At 62.7% G+C, this 13,853-nt stretch carries 14 protein-coding genes; 10 read left to right on the top strand and 4 right to left on the bottom strand.

Annotation, left to right across the window (positions count from 1 at the left end; translation table 11 throughout):
• Positions 1–163 precede the first annotated feature (163 nt).
• Complete coding sequence (locus K0P03_RS05280) at positions 164–1,219, top strand: porin (protein WP_024269985.1); 1,056 nt, start codon at positions 164–166, stop codon at positions 1,217–1,219.
• A gap of 139 nt (positions 1,220–1,358) precedes the next feature.
• Here K0P03_RS05280 and K0P03_RS05285 read toward each other — a convergent pair whose 3' ends face one another.
• Together K0P03_RS05285 and K0P03_RS05290 are read right to left on the bottom strand one after the other, a co-directional pair.
• Positions 1,359–2,234 carry an alpha/beta fold hydrolase gene (locus K0P03_RS05285; protein WP_272789084.1) on the bottom strand — a complete coding sequence of 292 codons (876 nt, stop codon included), beginning with the start codon at positions 2,232–2,234 and terminating at the stop codon, positions 1,359–1,361.
• A 375-nt stretch (positions 2,235–2,609) separates the two neighbouring features.
• The gene (locus K0P03_RS05290) at positions 2,610–4,679 is read right to left on the bottom strand and encodes a lytic transglycosylase domain-containing protein (RefSeq protein WP_272789085.1); all 2,070 of its coding nucleotides are present in this window, start codon (positions 4,677–4,679) and stop codon (positions 2,610–2,612) included.
• 324 nt (positions 4,680–5,003) lie between these two features.
• Here K0P03_RS05290 and dapA point away from each other — a divergent pair, with 324 nt between their 5' ends.
• Together dapA and smpB are read left to right on the top strand one after the other, a co-directional pair.
• Entirely contained in the window at positions 5,004–5,888 is an 885-nt protein-coding gene (gene dapA, locus K0P03_RS05295) for a 4-hydroxy-tetrahydrodipicolinate synthase (protein ID WP_023515411.1), read from the top strand.
• Position 5,889: 1 nt separating this feature from the next.
• Positions 5,890–6,369, top strand: coding sequence for an SsrA-binding protein SmpB (smpB, locus tag K0P03_RS05300; protein WP_023515412.1), 480 nt, complete (start codon positions 5,890–5,892; stop codon positions 6,367–6,369).
• Between the two features lie 29 nt (positions 6,370–6,398).
• Here smpB and K0P03_RS05305 read toward each other — a convergent pair whose 3' ends face one another.
• Positions 6,399–6,875 (bottom strand): hypothetical protein, encoded by a 477-nt coding sequence (locus K0P03_RS05305; protein ID WP_272789086.1) that lies wholly within the window; start codon positions 6,873–6,875, stop codon positions 6,399–6,401.
• Between the two features lie 255 nt (positions 6,876–7,130).
• The gene (locus tag K0P03_RS05310) at positions 7,131–7,706 is read right to left on the bottom strand and encodes a LabA-like NYN domain-containing protein (protein WP_024269987.1); all 576 of its coding nucleotides are present in this window, start codon (positions 7,704–7,706) and stop codon (positions 7,131–7,133) included.
• 411 nt (positions 7,707–8,117) lie between these two features.
• Between K0P03_RS05310 and rpoZ the strand changes: the two genes are divergently transcribed.
• The 7 genes from rpoZ to rnc all read left to right on the top strand — a co-directional run bounded on the left by rpoZ (position 8,118) and on the right by rnc (position 13,845).
• A complete protein-coding gene (gene rpoZ / locus K0P03_RS05315) occupies positions 8,118–8,522 on the top strand; it encodes a DNA-directed RNA polymerase subunit omega (protein WP_024269988.1) in 405 nt (134 codons plus the stop codon).
• 110 nt (positions 8,523–8,632) lie between these two features.
• On the top strand, positions 8,633–10,861 hold the full coding sequence (locus K0P03_RS05320) for a RelA/SpoT family protein (RefSeq protein ID WP_023514974.1): 2,229 nt from the start codon (positions 8,633–8,635) through the stop codon (positions 10,859–10,861).
• 170 nt (positions 10,862–11,031) lie between these two features.
• The gene (locus tag K0P03_RS05325; RefSeq protein WP_023513882.1) at positions 11,032–11,184 is read left to right on the top strand and encodes a DUF3563 family protein; all 153 of its coding nucleotides are present in this window, start codon (positions 11,032–11,034) and stop codon (positions 11,182–11,184) included.
• 106 nt (positions 11,185–11,290) lie between these two features.
• On the top strand, positions 11,291–11,884 hold the full coding sequence (locus K0P03_RS05330) for a DUF2062 domain-containing protein (protein ID WP_023513881.1): 594 nt from the start codon (positions 11,291–11,293) through the stop codon (positions 11,882–11,884).
• Entirely contained in the window at positions 11,881–12,291 is a 411-nt protein-coding gene (gene acpS, locus K0P03_RS05335; RefSeq protein ID WP_023513880.1) for a holo-ACP synthase, read from the top strand. The genes K0P03_RS05330 and acpS overlap by 4 nt, the downstream gene beginning before the upstream one ends.
• 67 nt (positions 12,292–12,358) lie before the next feature.
• Positions 12,359–13,129, top strand: a complete 771-nt coding sequence (lepB, locus tag K0P03_RS05340) for a signal peptidase I (RefSeq protein WP_272789087.1) — start codon at positions 12,359–12,361, stop codon at positions 13,127–13,129.
• On the top strand, positions 13,126–13,845 hold the full coding sequence (rnc, locus tag K0P03_RS05345) for a ribonuclease III (protein WP_023513878.1): 720 nt from the start codon (positions 13,126–13,128) through the stop codon (positions 13,843–13,845). Before lepB ends, rnc begins: the two co-directional genes overlap by 4 nt.
• The last annotated feature ends 8 nt before the right edge of the window (positions 13,846–13,853 follow it).

The following is a 13,853-nucleotide window of genomic DNA, read 5'->3' on the forward strand; positions in this document are numbered from 1 at the left end:
CTTTCAGTTTGGAGATTGCTTACGGAAGCGCGTCTTGTATTTTCACTTTCGGAAGCAGGGGCGGTTGATCGTCCGCTTCCTGAACTTGGGGATGGGGCAGGGAACGCTGTCCTTCAGCAAAAAACCCAGACCCGTTTGAAACTTTTTGACTGGAGGTCAGAAAATGAACATCAAGAGCCTTCTCATCGGCTCCGCTGCTGCTCTCGCAGCAGTCTCCGGCGCTCAGGCCGCCGACGCTATCGTTGCCGCCGAGCCGGAGCCGATGGAATACGTTCGCGTTTGCGACGCATTCGGCACGGGTTACTTCTACATTCCGGGCACCGAAACCTGCCTGCAGATCAGCGGCTACGTCCGTTTCCAGGTTAACTTCGAAGAAGACTCGGCCGGCACGCGTGGCGACGACTGGGGCTACCGCGCTCGTACCCGTGGTTACCTCTCGCTTGACGCCAAGAGCGACACCGAGCTCGGCACGCTGACCGGTCACATCGACCTCCAGGCTGACTCCCACCAGGACGTCTTCCTCGACGGCGCATGGATCCAGCTCGGCGGCTTCAAGGCTGGTTACTTCTACACCGAGTGGGATAAGGGCATCAACGGCGAAACCGACGCTCTCGACAGCGGTTTCCTGAATGTCATCGGCGGCGAAAGCCTCCTGAACGCTGTATCGTACAAGTATGAAGGCGGCGCCTTCTCCGCTACGGTCGCTCTCGAGTCCTTCACCAACGCCAACGCTGGCTTCGTTCGCTTCGAAGACGGCCTCGGCATCTCGGGTGTTGTCACCGGCTCGTTCGGCGCTGTCAGCGTTGACCTGCTCGGCTCCTACGACTTCGACAACGAAAACGGCGCGATCCGCGGTCTCGTTTCCGCTGACGTCGGTCCGGGCACCCTGCAGGGCGCAGTTGTTTGGTCGTCGGGCGCAAGCCGTTACTGGGACGCTTCCGAGTGGTCGGTTGCTGCCTCGTACAAGGCTAACCTGACCGACAAGCTGGCAATCACCCCCGGCTTCCAGTACTGGGGCACGATCGACTATGACGCAGCTGGCGACTACCGCGGCAGCCGCGATGCATGGCGCGCTGGCCTGACGCTCGACTACACGATCGTTACGGACCTGACCACCAAGGTCAGCCTGCAGTACACGGACATCGACAACGGCGCTGGCAACAAGGGCGCTGGCGACGACAACTGGGGCGGCTTCGTCCGTCTGCAGCGTTCGTTCTAATCTGATCTGACCTCTGTCAGTGATGGGAGACCCGGCTTTCGAGCCGGGTCTTTTTCGTTTTGGAATACGTGATTGAAAAATGTGCACAGCTCTTCTGCGCCTTGCGTAAGGTGGATGGATCCGGGAAATCGGGAAGGGGTCAGCCGAGGCCGGCGAGGAATGCCCTGACCGATGGGAAGACATCGGCGTGATGCAGCAGCGGAGCATGGCCCTGACCGGGCGCGGTGATCGTCTGCACGGTCGTCGCCTGGGCAGCCATGCGGGCAAGCGTCTCGCGGGAGAACAGGCGGGAATGCTCGCCGCGCACCACGAGCAGCGGTGTCTTCGCCAGAAGCTCGAATTGCGGCCAGAGCGTCGGCAGCGGCTTGGAAAAGTCGATCGCCTGCAACTGTTCGGTCAGCCTGGGGTCGAAGTCTGCAACGACCCGCCCCTCGCGCTCGGCATAGATCGCGTCGGCCATGTCGCGCCAGTCGCCATCGGACAGGGCGGGGAAAGTGGAGCCGTGAATCGCCTTCAGGTCCATGGCCGCCGCGTCGAAGCTGGCGGGAGCCGTCGCGCGCACGAGATAGTCGCGAATGTCCCTTAGTCCATCGGCCTCGATTTCCGGCCCGATATCGTTGAGAACAGCACCCGCAATGCGATCGGGCTGCGCGGCCGCCATGACATGCAGGATGAGGCCGCCGCGCGAGGTCCCGGCAAAGAGTGCGCGGGGGAGATCGAGAGCGGAGAGGACCATCAGGACGTCCCGGCACTCCATCACCACGTTGTAGTTGGCAGGATCGCTGTCACGGCCGGACTGGCCACGCCCGCGATAGTCGAGGGTGATGACCCGGCGGCACCGCTCGGCATCCCGCGCAAGGCGCAGGGCGAGCGGATGGAAGTCGCGCCCGTTGCGGCTGAGGCCGGGCAGGCAGACGAGCGGCAGCCGGTCGCCCGCCTCTACCGGTGCATAGTCGCGCGCATGCAGCCGCAGTCCGTCTTCAGCTGAAAAGAAGCGGCTCTCAAATCCATCCATCGCTATGCACTCGCCTTGCGGTCAGGGAGGGGCGTTCGAGCGTGGTGCGCGTCGAACGGGTGAGGGAAGGGAAGCCTAGAGTTTGTCAAGGAAAAGTGAAACCCGGTTCTCCTGAAAAACAAACGAAAACAAAGAACCCTAGAGTCTGCCAGATTGAGTATGAAGCTGACAGACCCTAGTTCCAGGCGAAACGGTATCGCCGTGGCTTTGGATAACTTTGGAAAAGATGCGTTGCGGCGGCAGCTCTGGCCGATGCGGGAGCATGAACCGCGTCTGAGCCATACGCAAACAGGCAAGACGTTTTAACGATCCGAGCGGCAGCGCACGCATGCCGGAGCGGACCGACAAAGGCAGGTGCGCGATCGGCCGGCCGCCTCAGCGACCGACACTGAGATCGTGGACGATATCGGCCTTTTGGCCGAGCCGGGTCTTGTAGACCTGGTAGTTTTCCATCACGCGCTGCACATAGCCGCGGGTTTCGGAGAAGGGGATGCGCTCGATCCAGTCGACGACCTCGTCGATCGGCTTGCCGCGCGGGTCGCCGTAGCGGGCGATCCACTGCGGCACGCGGCGGGGACCGGCATTGTACGCGATGAAGGTCAGCACGTAGGAGCCGCCGAAATCGCTGATCTGCTCACCGAGATAGTGAGCGCCGAGCGTGGCGTTGTAGGCGGCATCCGTCGTCAGCCGCTCCTTGGAATAGGCAAGGCCATAGCGTTTCGCCACGCCCTGCGCCGTGCCGGGCATCAGCTGCAGCAGGCCCTGGGCATTGGCGGGAGAAACGGCCGCCGGGTTGAAGGCGCTCTCCTGGCGGGCGATGGCATAGGCCAGCGCCTTGCCGGAACCGGCAATGTTGGCGCTGTCGGGGATGACGCCGATCGGGAAGGCGAGCGCGGCCACATCGATGCCGCGCCCGAAGGCAATCTTGCCGATCTGCAGGGAAAGCTGATGATTGCTGCCCTTCTCCGCCTGCGCCGCAAGCAGGGCGAGTTCGCCCGGGCTCATCAGCTCGCCGGCGAGCGCCCGATAGAGGCTGTCGCCGCGCCAACCGTGGCCGGCGGCCTGCAGGCGGGCGATCGCCTGCACCGCCTCTCGCTGGTTGAAGCGGGTGCGCTCCTCGGCGCTCGGCTTCGGATAGGCGACGTTCAGTGCCGTGCGGCCGAGCCGTGCGGCGGCAAGCTGGCCATAGAAGGTGCCGGGGAAATTTGCCGCCTTGGCGAAATAGTCCTTCGCCGCCTTCGCATCGCCCTTCTCCGCCGTCCGCCCCAGCCAGTACCAGGCGCGGGAGACGGAGAGCGGCCGGTCGGAGACCTGCAGGATGCGCTGGAAATGGCCGGCCGCGGTCTTGGGATCGTCGAGGTCGCGCAGCGCATACCAGCCGGCATGGAATTCCGCCTCGACGATATCGGCCGGATCGTCCGCACCGTGTCGTGCCGCCACGCGATAGGCATCGCGGGCGTCGCCGAGATCGGCGAGGCCGCGGCTGACGATGCGCTGCTCGTTCCACCAGGCGCCAGGATTGACCAGTCGTGCCGGATCCTCCGGCATGGCGGAAAAGAGCTTGCCGGCCGCGCGGTATTCTTCGTTGTTGCGCAGGTGGCGGATGCGCAGGAACGTGTAGGCCGGGTCCTTCTGCCAGCTCGCATCGACGGCCTTGATCAGCGTGCCCGCCGTCTTGTTCTTGCGGATGACCGCCGCCCAGGCGCGGTAGAGCGACTGCGCCTTGCCGAGATCGCCGAAACGCTGCGCCTGGTCGGCGCGGTCGCGATAGAGCAGCATCTCCATGCGCATCTTGTGATCGCCCGCCGTCAGGAGCGTGCCGAACTCGTCGAGGATCTTCGTCTCGACATCCTTGGAAAGTGTTTCCTTCTGCCAGAAGGAACGCAGCACCTCGCCGGCGCGCGCGGCATTGCCGCTCGCGACGAGCGCGCGGCTGAGCACGATGGCGCCGTCCACCGTTTCCGGGCGTGTCGTGCCGAAGGCGGCGATGACGTCAGCGGTCGGTGGGTTCTCACGGGAAAGCGCCCGCTCGGAGTTGGCGCGCAGCGCCTTCAGGCCCGGCCAGCCTTTCAGTTCGTTCTGGGCCGCGGCGATTTCCCAGGAGGGGACGCCGCGTTGGCCGGAAACGGCGATCGCCCAGGTCAGGATATGCCGGTCGAGATTGTCCTTCGGCAGGCGGTTGCGGGCCGCAATGGCGGTGGCCGCGTCACGGTTGGAGAGCGCATCGAGCCCTTCGCGCAGTTCCACGCTTGCCGGCTGCACGCTGTCGGTGCGCGGAATGGCATTGGTGATGATGTCCTTCGAGGGCATATCCGCAGCAAAGCCGAGCGGCTTCACCGCCGGCACGCCGGCGTTGTCGGCCTCGACAGGCGAAGAGCGCAGCGCAAAGCCGGCCACACCGGCTAGGAGCAAGGCGCAAAGGGCAAAACTGTTTCGCGAGATCATGTCACATCCCGGGTGCCTGACCGGCGGTGCATTTCGACCGTCATTTTCCGCCAGATCCTTGACAATCAGTTAACCCTTTGTTGCCTTAACGAAACCTTAAGCGCCGCGCTCACTAAGCCGTGAAGGCGTCCGCTTTCCAGGCGACGGATCAGGGGACGCGAATATTCGCGCATCCGCCGCCCTTCCGCCTTGATCATGCATGAAAAACGCCCCTCGCGCCGCTTGCCGCATGACTGTCACATGATTATTGTGCGGGCGTTTTTAACCACGGAATACGGCCAAAGCATGTAAGCCCACGGGCGGCTCTGGCCTCAGGAGTTCTCGATGCTCAAGGGATCCTTTCCCGCTCTCGTCACCCCGTTCACCGATGCCGGCGCCGTCGATGAAGACGCCTTTGCCGCGCATGTCGAATGGCAGATCGGCGAAGGCAGCCATGGCCTCGTCCCGGTCGGCACGACCGGCGAATCGCCGACGCTGTCGCATGACGAGCACAAACGGGTGGTGGAACTCTGCATCAAGGTCTCGGCCGGCCGCGTGCCCGTGATCGCCGGCGCAGGCTCGAACAACACGAAGGAAGCGGTCGACCTCGCCCAGCACGCCGAAAAGGCGGGCGCGAACGCGATTCTCGTCGTCACGCCCTATTACAACAAGCCGACGCAGAAGGGGCTCTTCGCGCATTTCGCGGCGATTGCCGAAAGCGTGAAGCTGCCGATCGTCATCTACAACATTCCCGGTCGCTCGGTGGTCGACATGTCGCCGGAGACGATGGGCGCGCTGCACAAGGCCTATCCCTCGATCGTCGGCGTCAAGGACGCAACCGGCAAGATCGAGCGTGTGTCCGAACAGCGCATCACCTGCGGCAAGGATTTCATCCAGTTCTCCGGTGAGGACGCGACCGCGCTCGGCTTCAACGCCCATGGCGGGACGGGATGCATCTCGGTGACGGCCAATGTCGCCCCGCGCCTGTGCGCGGAGTTCCAGCAGGCGACGCTTGCCGGCGACTATGCAGCGGCGCTGGAATACCAGGACAAGCTGATGCCGCTGCACAAGGCGATCTTCCTCGAGCCCGGCCTTTGCGGTGCGAAATATGCGCTGAACCGCACGCGCGGCATGAACCGGTTCGTCCGTTCGCCGCTGCTGTCCTCGCTGGAGCCGGCGACGGAGGCGGCCATCGACGCGGCGCTTCGCCACGCCGGCCTCTTGAACTGACATGGCGACGAAAGCCCGCCCGACGACGGTCAAGAAGATTGTAGCGGAGAACCGAAAGGCCCGCTTCAACTACGAGATCATCGACACCTACGAGGCCGGTCTTGTCCTGACCGGCACGGAGGTCAAGTCGCTGCGCGAAGGCAAGGCGAACATCGCGGAATCCTATGCCTCGGACGAGGGCGGCGAGATCTGGCTGATCAATTCCTATCTGCCGGAATATCTGCAGGCCAATCGCTTCAACCACGAGACCCGCCGGCGGCGCAAGCTCCTGCTTTCGAAGCGTGAGATCCATCGCCTGCGCATCGCGATCAACCGAGAGGGCATGACGCTGGTGCCTTTGAAGGTCTACTTCAACGATGTCGGCCGGGCCAAGCTCGAACTCGCGCTTGCCAAGGGCAAGAAGCTGCACGACAAGCGCGAGACCGAGAAGGAACGCGACTGGAATCGCCAGAAGGGCCGCCTGCTGCGCGAACGCGGCTGAGGCGACCCTTCTTCTTCGACGTCTTTTCCTTAGAACTGGCTGTAGAGCTGTGCGATGACCGACTGGTGCGCGCTGCGGGCGGCCTGCTGGTTGCCGGTATCCGCAGGCACTTCCGGCGACGCGGCCGGGTTGGCGCTCGGCGTGCGGGCGGTCAGGAAGCTTGCCATCAAGCTGTTGAGATCGTTGCTCTCGATGGCAAGGCGTGCGGTCGGGTTGCGGCCGTTGGCAACACGCTCATCCGCCGCCGCCTGCGACGGTGGGACGGCGTAGGAGGGCAGGGCGGAGATGCCCGGTAGCCCGTTCGACGTATAGAGGAAGCTGAGATCGCCAATCTCCTCGGCGATGTCGGACGGGGTCGATACCTGGGTGACCGGCTGCGGCGCTGCAAGCGCGGCAAGGGCCGAGACCGCCGGGCGGGTTTCCGCCGCCATGGCCGGTGCGCGCACGTCCAGCGTGCTCGATGCTCCCCGGTAGCTGTTTGCCGAAAGCGATACTGCGTCCACCATCGTCCCGATGTCCCAATGCGAAATGACTGTCCGATATCGGGAATAGCAGGGGAGTCTTGAAGAACCTTAAGACCCGGCAAGGGTATTTGATTCAATGTTTAAGGAAAGCTTGAAAAGGCCGGATTTCGGCACTTCTCTCGCGTGCGGCCACACACGAAATCCTTGTCAGGGGAGCGTCGCCCCGCTCATTGCCGCCACCCTCGGCCCTGTGCCGAGGATCGACATTTGCACCTGGAACATCGGCGGAGGGCTGCCTTATTCGCCAACGGTTTCCACTGGCTCGACGACGCGCTGCGGGCGTTCCGAAGGATCGCGGCCGATTTCGGCCTTCAGCGAGCCGAGGTCGATGAAGTAATCGGCCTGGCGGCGCAGGTCGTCGGCAATCATCGGGGGTTGTGTCTGCATGGTCGAGACGACGGAAACCTTGCGGCCGCGGCGCTGCAGCGCCTCGACGAGCGTGGTGAAATCGCCGTCGCCGGAGAAGATGACAAGGTGGTCCACGGTCTCGGACTGCTCCATCGCGTCGATGGCGAGTTCGATGTCCATGTTGCCCTTGATCTTGCGGCGGCCGAGCGAGTCGGTGAATTCCTTGGCAGGCTTCGTGACGACCTTGTAGCCGTTGTAGTCGAGCCAGTCGATCAGCGGGCGGATCGAAGAGTATTCCTGGTCTTCGATCAGAGCCGTGTAGTAATAGGCGCGCAGCAGATAACCACGCTTCTGGAAGGCCTTCAGGAGCTTTCTGTAGTCGATGTCGAACCCGAGTGTCCTGGAAGCCGCATAGAGATTTGCACCGTCGATGAAGAGGGCGATTTTCTCGCGGGGGTCGAACATACTGTGCAATCCTTTTAAATAGAAGTGGATACAAACGGTTGAGTTTTGGCCGAGTGCCGAGGTGGCCGGATGCACTATCCGGTTGAATTAACTCTTTTTCATATAATCTTCATTTAGGGCAGAGGGCCCGGCTTTCCAAGCAAACCTAGGTTGCGAAGGCCATTTTTCCCCCCGGCATCGTTTCAGAAAAATCAAGGGCGTCGGAATTGGGGAATAGTTCCCGCGCTTTACCCTATTTGTCCGATCTTTTGGCTTTTTACTTTCCGTAACGTGAGGGCTAAATCAGAAGTTACATGGGCAGCCTTACGACACGCGCCACAGCGCCTTGGGGAAGGAAAAACTTGAATTTGCCGTCCATTGCCTGTATCGGGCATGCAAACTCATGAAATTCTCGATCACAAAGGACAGGCAATGGCCCGTGTCACCGTTGAAGATTGCATTGACAAGGTAGACAACCGCTTCGAGCTGGTTCTTCTTGCAAGCCATCGTGCCCGCCTCATCTCGCAGGGCGCCGCCATCACCATCGACCGCGACAACGACAAGAACCCCGTCGTCGCGCTGCGCGAGATCGCCGACGAAACCCTTTCGCCTGATGACCTCAAGGAAGACCTGATCCATTCGCTGCAGAAGCATGTTGAAGTGGACGAGCCCGAGCCCGATCCGGCCAGCATGGTCGTCGATGCCGCCACCGGTACGGTTGCGATCGAAGAGGACGAGGACCAGCCGGAAACCATCGCCTTCGACCGCATGTCGGAAGAAGAGCTGCTGGCCGGCATCGAAGGCCTCGTGCCGCCGGAAAAGAGCGACGATTACTGATTTCGGTTACTTTACCGAAGCCTTTGATATTGCGAATGTCGGTGCGCCCCTCTTAAGGTCGGGGCGCACTTTTTTTTGCCCCGCCGTGCCGGGGAGGGAGCCGATCGAGAATGATGCGTCAATATGAACTCGTCGAACGGGTTCAGAAGTACAAGCCCGACGTCAACGAGGCCTTGCTGAACAAGGCCTATGTCTATGCCATGCAGAAACATGGCCAGCAGAAGCGGGCGAGCGGCGATCCCTATATTTCGCATCCCCTCGAAGTGGCCGCCATTCTCACCGAGATGCGGCTCGACGAATCGACCATCGCCGTCGCCCTGCTGCATGACACGATCGAGGACACCAGCGCGACGCGCGCGGAAATCGACGAACTGTTCGGCGAGGATATCGGCGCTCTGGTCGAGGGCCTGACCAAGATCAAGAAGCTCGATCTCGTCTCGAAGAAAGCCAAGCAGGCGGAAAACCTGCGAAAGCTGCTGCTCGCCATTTCCGACGACGTGCGCGTGCTCCTCGTCAAGCTCGCCGACCGGCTGCACAACATGCGCACGCTGGACCACATGACACCGGAAAAGCGCGCCCGCATCTCCGAGGAGACGATGGACATCTATGCGCCGCTCGCCGGCCGCATGGGCATGCAGGACATGCGTGAAGAGCTGGAAAACCTCTCCTTCCGCCATATCAACCCGGAAGCCTTCGACACCGTCACGCGCAAGCTGGAAGACCTGTCCCAGCGCAACGAGGGCCTGATCCGCAAGATCGAGGACGAACTGCGCGAGTTGCTTGTTGTCAACGGCCTGCCGGACGCGCTCGTCAAGGGCCGGCAGAAGACGCCCTATTCGGTCTTCCGGAAGATGCAGTCGAAGTCGCTCTCCTTCGAGCAGCTTTCCGACGTCTACGCCTTCCGCATCCTCGTCGACGACATTCCCGCCTGCTACGCGGCGCTCGGTATCGTGCACACCCGCTGGCGTGTCGTGCCGGGCCGGTTCAAGGACTACATCTCGACGCCCAAGCAGAACGACTACCAGTCGATCCACACGACGATCGTCGGCCCGTCGCGCCAGCGCATCGAACTGCAGATCCGCACCAAGCGCATGCACGAGATCGCCGAATACGGTATCGCCGCCCATTCGCTCTACAAGGACAAGGAAGTGGCGAACGGCGAGGTTGCCCGCTCGCCGGGCTCCAACGCTTATGCCAGGTTGCGCCGCACGATCGAATCGCTGGCGGAAGGCGACAATCCGGAAGAGTTCCTCGAGCACACCAAGCTCGAGCTCTTCCAGGATCAGGTCTTCACCTTCACCCCGAAGGGCCAGCTCATCACCCTGCCGCGCGGCGCGACGCCGATCGATTTCGCCTATGCGGTGCACACCAATATCGGTGATACCTGCGTCGGCGCGAAGATCAACGGGCGCATCATGCCGCTCGTCACCCGCCTCAGCAACGGCGACGAGGTGGAGATCATCCGCTCGGGCATCCAGGTGCCGCCGCCGGCCTGGGAAGAGATCGTCGTCACCGGCAAGGCGCGCGCCGCGATCCGCCGCGCCACCCGCGCCGCCGTGCGCAAACAATATTCCGGCCTCGGCTACCGCATTCTGGAGCGCACCTTCGATCGCGCCGGCAAGTCCTTCTCGCGCGACGGCCTGAAGCCTGTCCTGCACCGGCTGGGCCAGAAGGAAGTGGAGGACGCCATCGCCGCCGTCGGTCGCGGTGAGCTTTCCTCGCTCGACGTGCTGCGCGCCGTCTTCCCGGACTACCAGGACGAGCGTGTCACGGTGAAGCCGAGCTCGGACGACGGCTGGTTCAACATGCGCAGCGCGGCAGGCATGGTGTTCAAGCTGCCGGGCAAGGCGAAGACGGCGCTGGAGGAGGGGGCGAGCGAAACCGGCCCTGAAGCCCTGCCGATCCGCGGCCTCTCCGGCAATGCCGAGGTGCATTTCTCCGTCGGCGGTGCCGTGCCGGGCGATCGCATCGTCGGCATCATGGAGAAGGACAAGGGAATCACCATCTACCCGATCCAGTCGCCGGCACTGCAGAAGTTCGACGACGAGCCGGAACGCTGGATCGACGTGCGCTGGGACCTCGATGAGGCGAACAACACCCGCTTCATGGCGCGCATCATGATCAATGCGCTGAACGAGCCGGGCACGCTCGCCGAAGTCACCCAGACGATTGCCACCAGCGACGTCAACATCCGCTCGATGTCGATGACGCGCGTGGCGGCCGACTTCACCGAGGTGCATATCGATCTGGAGGTCTGGGACCTGCGCCAGCTCAACCAGCTGATGAGCCAGTTGAAGGAACTTCAGTCCGTCTCGACGATCCATCGCGTCTTTACATGACAGTTTCTATGCAAAAATGTGGCATCCTGCCTTGAATAAGGCAGGTTTGCCCAAGATTTGACCAGTCATTATGCGCCTGTTGCATGGCTGTATTGGCATAGTGTCGCTGGTGTCTTTGGGGTGAAATCCCTATCTTCTGCATCGGGAGGTCAACCGAAAGAGGTTTACCAATGTTGAAGCAGATCAAGAATTTCACCCGCGCCCTGCGCATCCCGACTCCTGAAGACCGCGAAATGGCCTATCTCAACGGCGCCATCGACCGGATCGACCTGGAATACCGCCAGCGTCAGATCGACCGCGGCCTCTTCCGCAAGTCCTACTAAGCTCCGCGGATCCGTGTGGCGCCCCTCCGGCGCCACGGCGACCGTCTTGTCTGGCGTCATGAGGGCGCCATTGAAATGCCACCAACGGATCGGCTATGTCTGAGCCATGTTGTTCCGACGCCGAAAGAAGACAAGCTGGCCTGGCCGATTGCGCGAATTCTTCTGGCCGCGCAAAGGCTTCACGCGTCCGGCGCGCTACCTCGCCAAGCGAATCCTGCGCCTGTCCGCCTCGCCGCATGCGGTGGCCGCGGGCGTTGCAGCCGGTGCCTTTTCGGCTTTCACGCCGCTCATCGGTTTTCACGTCATCCTGGCGCTTGCGCTCGCCTATCTGATGGCCGGCAATCTGCTGGCCGCCGCGCTTGCCACCACCATCGCCAATCCGCTGACCATTCCGCTCATCGCGCTTGCGACCTTTCGCGTCGGCGAGGCGCTGCTCGGCATCAAATCCGCCGAGGCGGTGACGGCGGCCGAGCTGTTTCACCGGCTGGAGCATCTGCAACTGTCCGAGCTCTGGCAGCCCGTGCTGAAGCCCATGCTTGCCGGCGCCGGCGTTCTCGGCATCGTGGCCGCCGTGTTTGCCTATGGCGTCACGCGTTTCGCCGTGCGCTCCTTCAAGGCCCGCCGCCATGCCCGTCTTCTCGAGCGCGCCGGCCTTGCCGCGGCTCATCCTGCCCTTTCCCGCGGAGACAAATCCCTATGATTATCGGCATCGGCAGCGACCTCATCGACATCCGCCGGGTGGAGAAGTCGCTGGAACGCTTCGGCGAGCGCTTTACCCGGCGCTGCTTCACCGAGATCGAGCAGGCGAAGTCCGACGGGCGCAAGAACCGCGCGGCCTCCTATGCCAAGCGTTTCGCTGCCAAGGAGGCCTGTTCCAAGGCGCTCGGTACAGGCCTCGCACAGGGTGTGTTCTGGAGGGACATGGGCGTCGTCAACCTGCCGGGCGGAAAGCCCACCATGAAGCTGACGGGCGGCGCGCTGGAGCGGTTGACGCAGATGCTTCCCGCGGGCCACGAAGCGCGCATCCACATCACCATCACGGACGATTTTCCGCTGGCTCAAGCTTTCGTGATCATCGAGGCGCTGCCGGCCGGAACGCCCGGATAACAGGCGCCCAGCGTCTTTTTGACCGACACGATTTCCAACAGGCAACCTTTCCTCTATAGAGGGCCCCATGTTTGCAGATAAGGACAGATCCGGCGTGGCAGAGAAGACTGAAAAGGCCGAAGGCGGCCTGTGGGAAAACGTCAAGGTGATCATCCAGGCGCTGCTGCTCGCCGTCGTGATCCGCACCGTGCTTTTCCAGCCCTTCACCATTCCCTCCGGGTCGATGATGCCGACGCTGCTCGTCGGCGATTATCTCTTCGTCAACAAGTTCTCCTACGGCTATTCGAAATATTCGCTGCCGTTCTCGCCGAACCTGTTCTCCGGCCGTATTTTTGCAAGTGAACCCGAGCGCGGCGACATCGTCGTCTTCCGCTTCCCGCCGAACCCTGACATCGACTATATCAAGCGTCTCGTCGGCCTGCCGGGTGACCGCATCCAGGTGCGTGACAGCGAGCTGTTCGTGAACGGAGTTGCCGTGAAGCGCGAACACAACGGTTTCTTCCGTGCCGACGACCAGTACGACACCGGCGAGGATGTTCCGGTCTTCCGCGAAACCATGGACAATGGCGTCGCCTACGACACGCTGGACACCCGTCCGGGCACCGTCGGCGACAACACGCGCGAGTTCATCGTGCCGGAAGGCCACTATTTCATGATGGGCGACAACCGCGACAACTCGGCCGACAGCCGCTTCGATGTCGGTTTCGTACCTGCGGAAAACCTGATCGGCCGCGCAACCCTCATCTTCTTCTCGCTCGGCAACGACACGTCCTTCTCCGAGATCTGGAAGTGGCCGACGAACCTTCGCTGGGACCGCCTGTTCAAGGTTGTTGAATGAAGGGCGCCATTCCGCTGAACGACGTCAACCGCAAGGCCCTCGAGGACCTGATCGGCTACGCCTTCACCGACAAGGACCGTCTCGACCGGGCGATCACCCATGCCAGCGCCCGGCCCGGCAAGGGCAGCAATTACGAGCGGCTGGAATTTCTGGGCGACCGCGTGCTTGGCCTGTGCGTCGCCGAGATGCTGTTCCGCACCTTCCGCGAGGCGAAGGAGGGCGAGCTTTCGGTTCGCCTGAACCAGCTTGTCAGCGCGGAAAGCTGTGCGGCGGTCTCCGATGATCTTGGCCTGCACCGCTTCATCCGCACCGGCGCGGACGTCAAGAAACTCACCGGAAAAGCCATGCTGAATGTGCGGGCCGATGTGGTAGAGTCGCTGATCGCCGCGATCTATCTCGATGGCGGGCTGGAAGCGGCGCGCGGCTTCATCCTCGCCAACTGGCAGGGCAGGGCGGCGCGTGCGGAAGGCGCGCGGCGCGACGCCAAGACCGAACTGCAGGAATGGGCGCATGCCAGGTTCGGCCTGACGCCGAACTATAGGGTGGACGAGCGCTCGGGACCGGACCACGACCCCCGCTTCACCGTGACGGTGGAGATCAGGGGCGTCGCACCGGAAACCGGCATCGACCGCTCGAAACGGGCCGCCGAACAGGTGGCCGCGACGAAGATTTTGGAACGCGAAGGCGTCTGGCCCAAGGGGCAAACCGCGGATTGACGGATATC

It is taken from the genome of Shinella sp. HY16, from assembly GCF_028534175.1.
Classification (GTDB): domain Bacteria; phylum Pseudomonadota; class Alphaproteobacteria; order Rhizobiales; family Rhizobiaceae; genus Shinella.

Excerpts from the sequence above, each read along its gene's own strand:
- K0P03_RS05305 (WP_272789086.1), bottom strand. The coding sequence starts at position 6,875 with ATGGTGGACGCAGTATCGCTTTCGGCAAACAGCTACCGGGGAGCATCG.
- rpoZ (WP_024269988.1), top strand. The coding sequence starts at position 8,118 with ATGGCCCGTGTCACCGTTGAAGATTGCATTGACAAGGTAGACAACCGC.
- K0P03_RS05310 (WP_024269987.1), bottom strand. The coding sequence starts at position 7,706 with ATGTTCGACCCCCGCGAGAAAATCGCCCTCTTCATCGACGGTGCAAAT.
- K0P03_RS05330 (WP_023513881.1), top strand. The coding sequence starts at position 11,291 with ATGTTGTTCCGACGCCGAAAGAAGACAAGCTGGCCTGGCCGATTGCGC.
- acpS (WP_023513880.1), top strand. The coding sequence starts at position 11,881 with ATGATTATCGGCATCGGCAGCGACCTCATCGACATCCGCCGGGTGGAG.
- smpB (WP_023515412.1), top strand. The coding sequence starts at position 5,890 with ATGGCGACGAAAGCCCGCCCGACGACGGTCAAGAAGATTGTAGCGGAG.
- K0P03_RS05285 (WP_272789084.1), bottom strand. The coding sequence starts at position 2,234 with ATGGATGGATTTGAGAGCCGCTTCTTTTCAGCTGAAGACGGACTGCGG.
- rnc (WP_023513878.1), top strand. The coding sequence starts at position 13,126 with ATGAAGGGCGCCATTCCGCTGAACGACGTCAACCGCAAGGCCCTCGAG.
- lepB (WP_272789087.1), top strand. The coding sequence starts at position 12,359 with ATGTTTGCAGATAAGGACAGATCCGGCGTGGCAGAGAAGACTGAAAAG.
- K0P03_RS05325 (WP_023513882.1), top strand. The coding sequence starts at position 11,032 with ATGTTGAAGCAGATCAAGAATTTCACCCGCGCCCTGCGCATCCCGACT.
- K0P03_RS05320 (WP_023514974.1), top strand. The coding sequence starts at position 8,633 with ATGATGCGTCAATATGAACTCGTCGAACGGGTTCAGAAGTACAAGCCC.
- dapA (WP_023515411.1), top strand. The coding sequence starts at position 5,004 with ATGCTCAAGGGATCCTTTCCCGCTCTCGTCACCCCGTTCACCGATGCC.
- K0P03_RS05290 (WP_272789085.1), bottom strand. The coding sequence starts at position 4,679 with ATGATCTCGCGAAACAGTTTTGCCCTTTGCGCCTTGCTCCTAGCCGGT.
- K0P03_RS05280 (WP_024269985.1), top strand. The coding sequence starts at position 164 with ATGAACATCAAGAGCCTTCTCATCGGCTCCGCTGCTGCTCTCGCAGCA.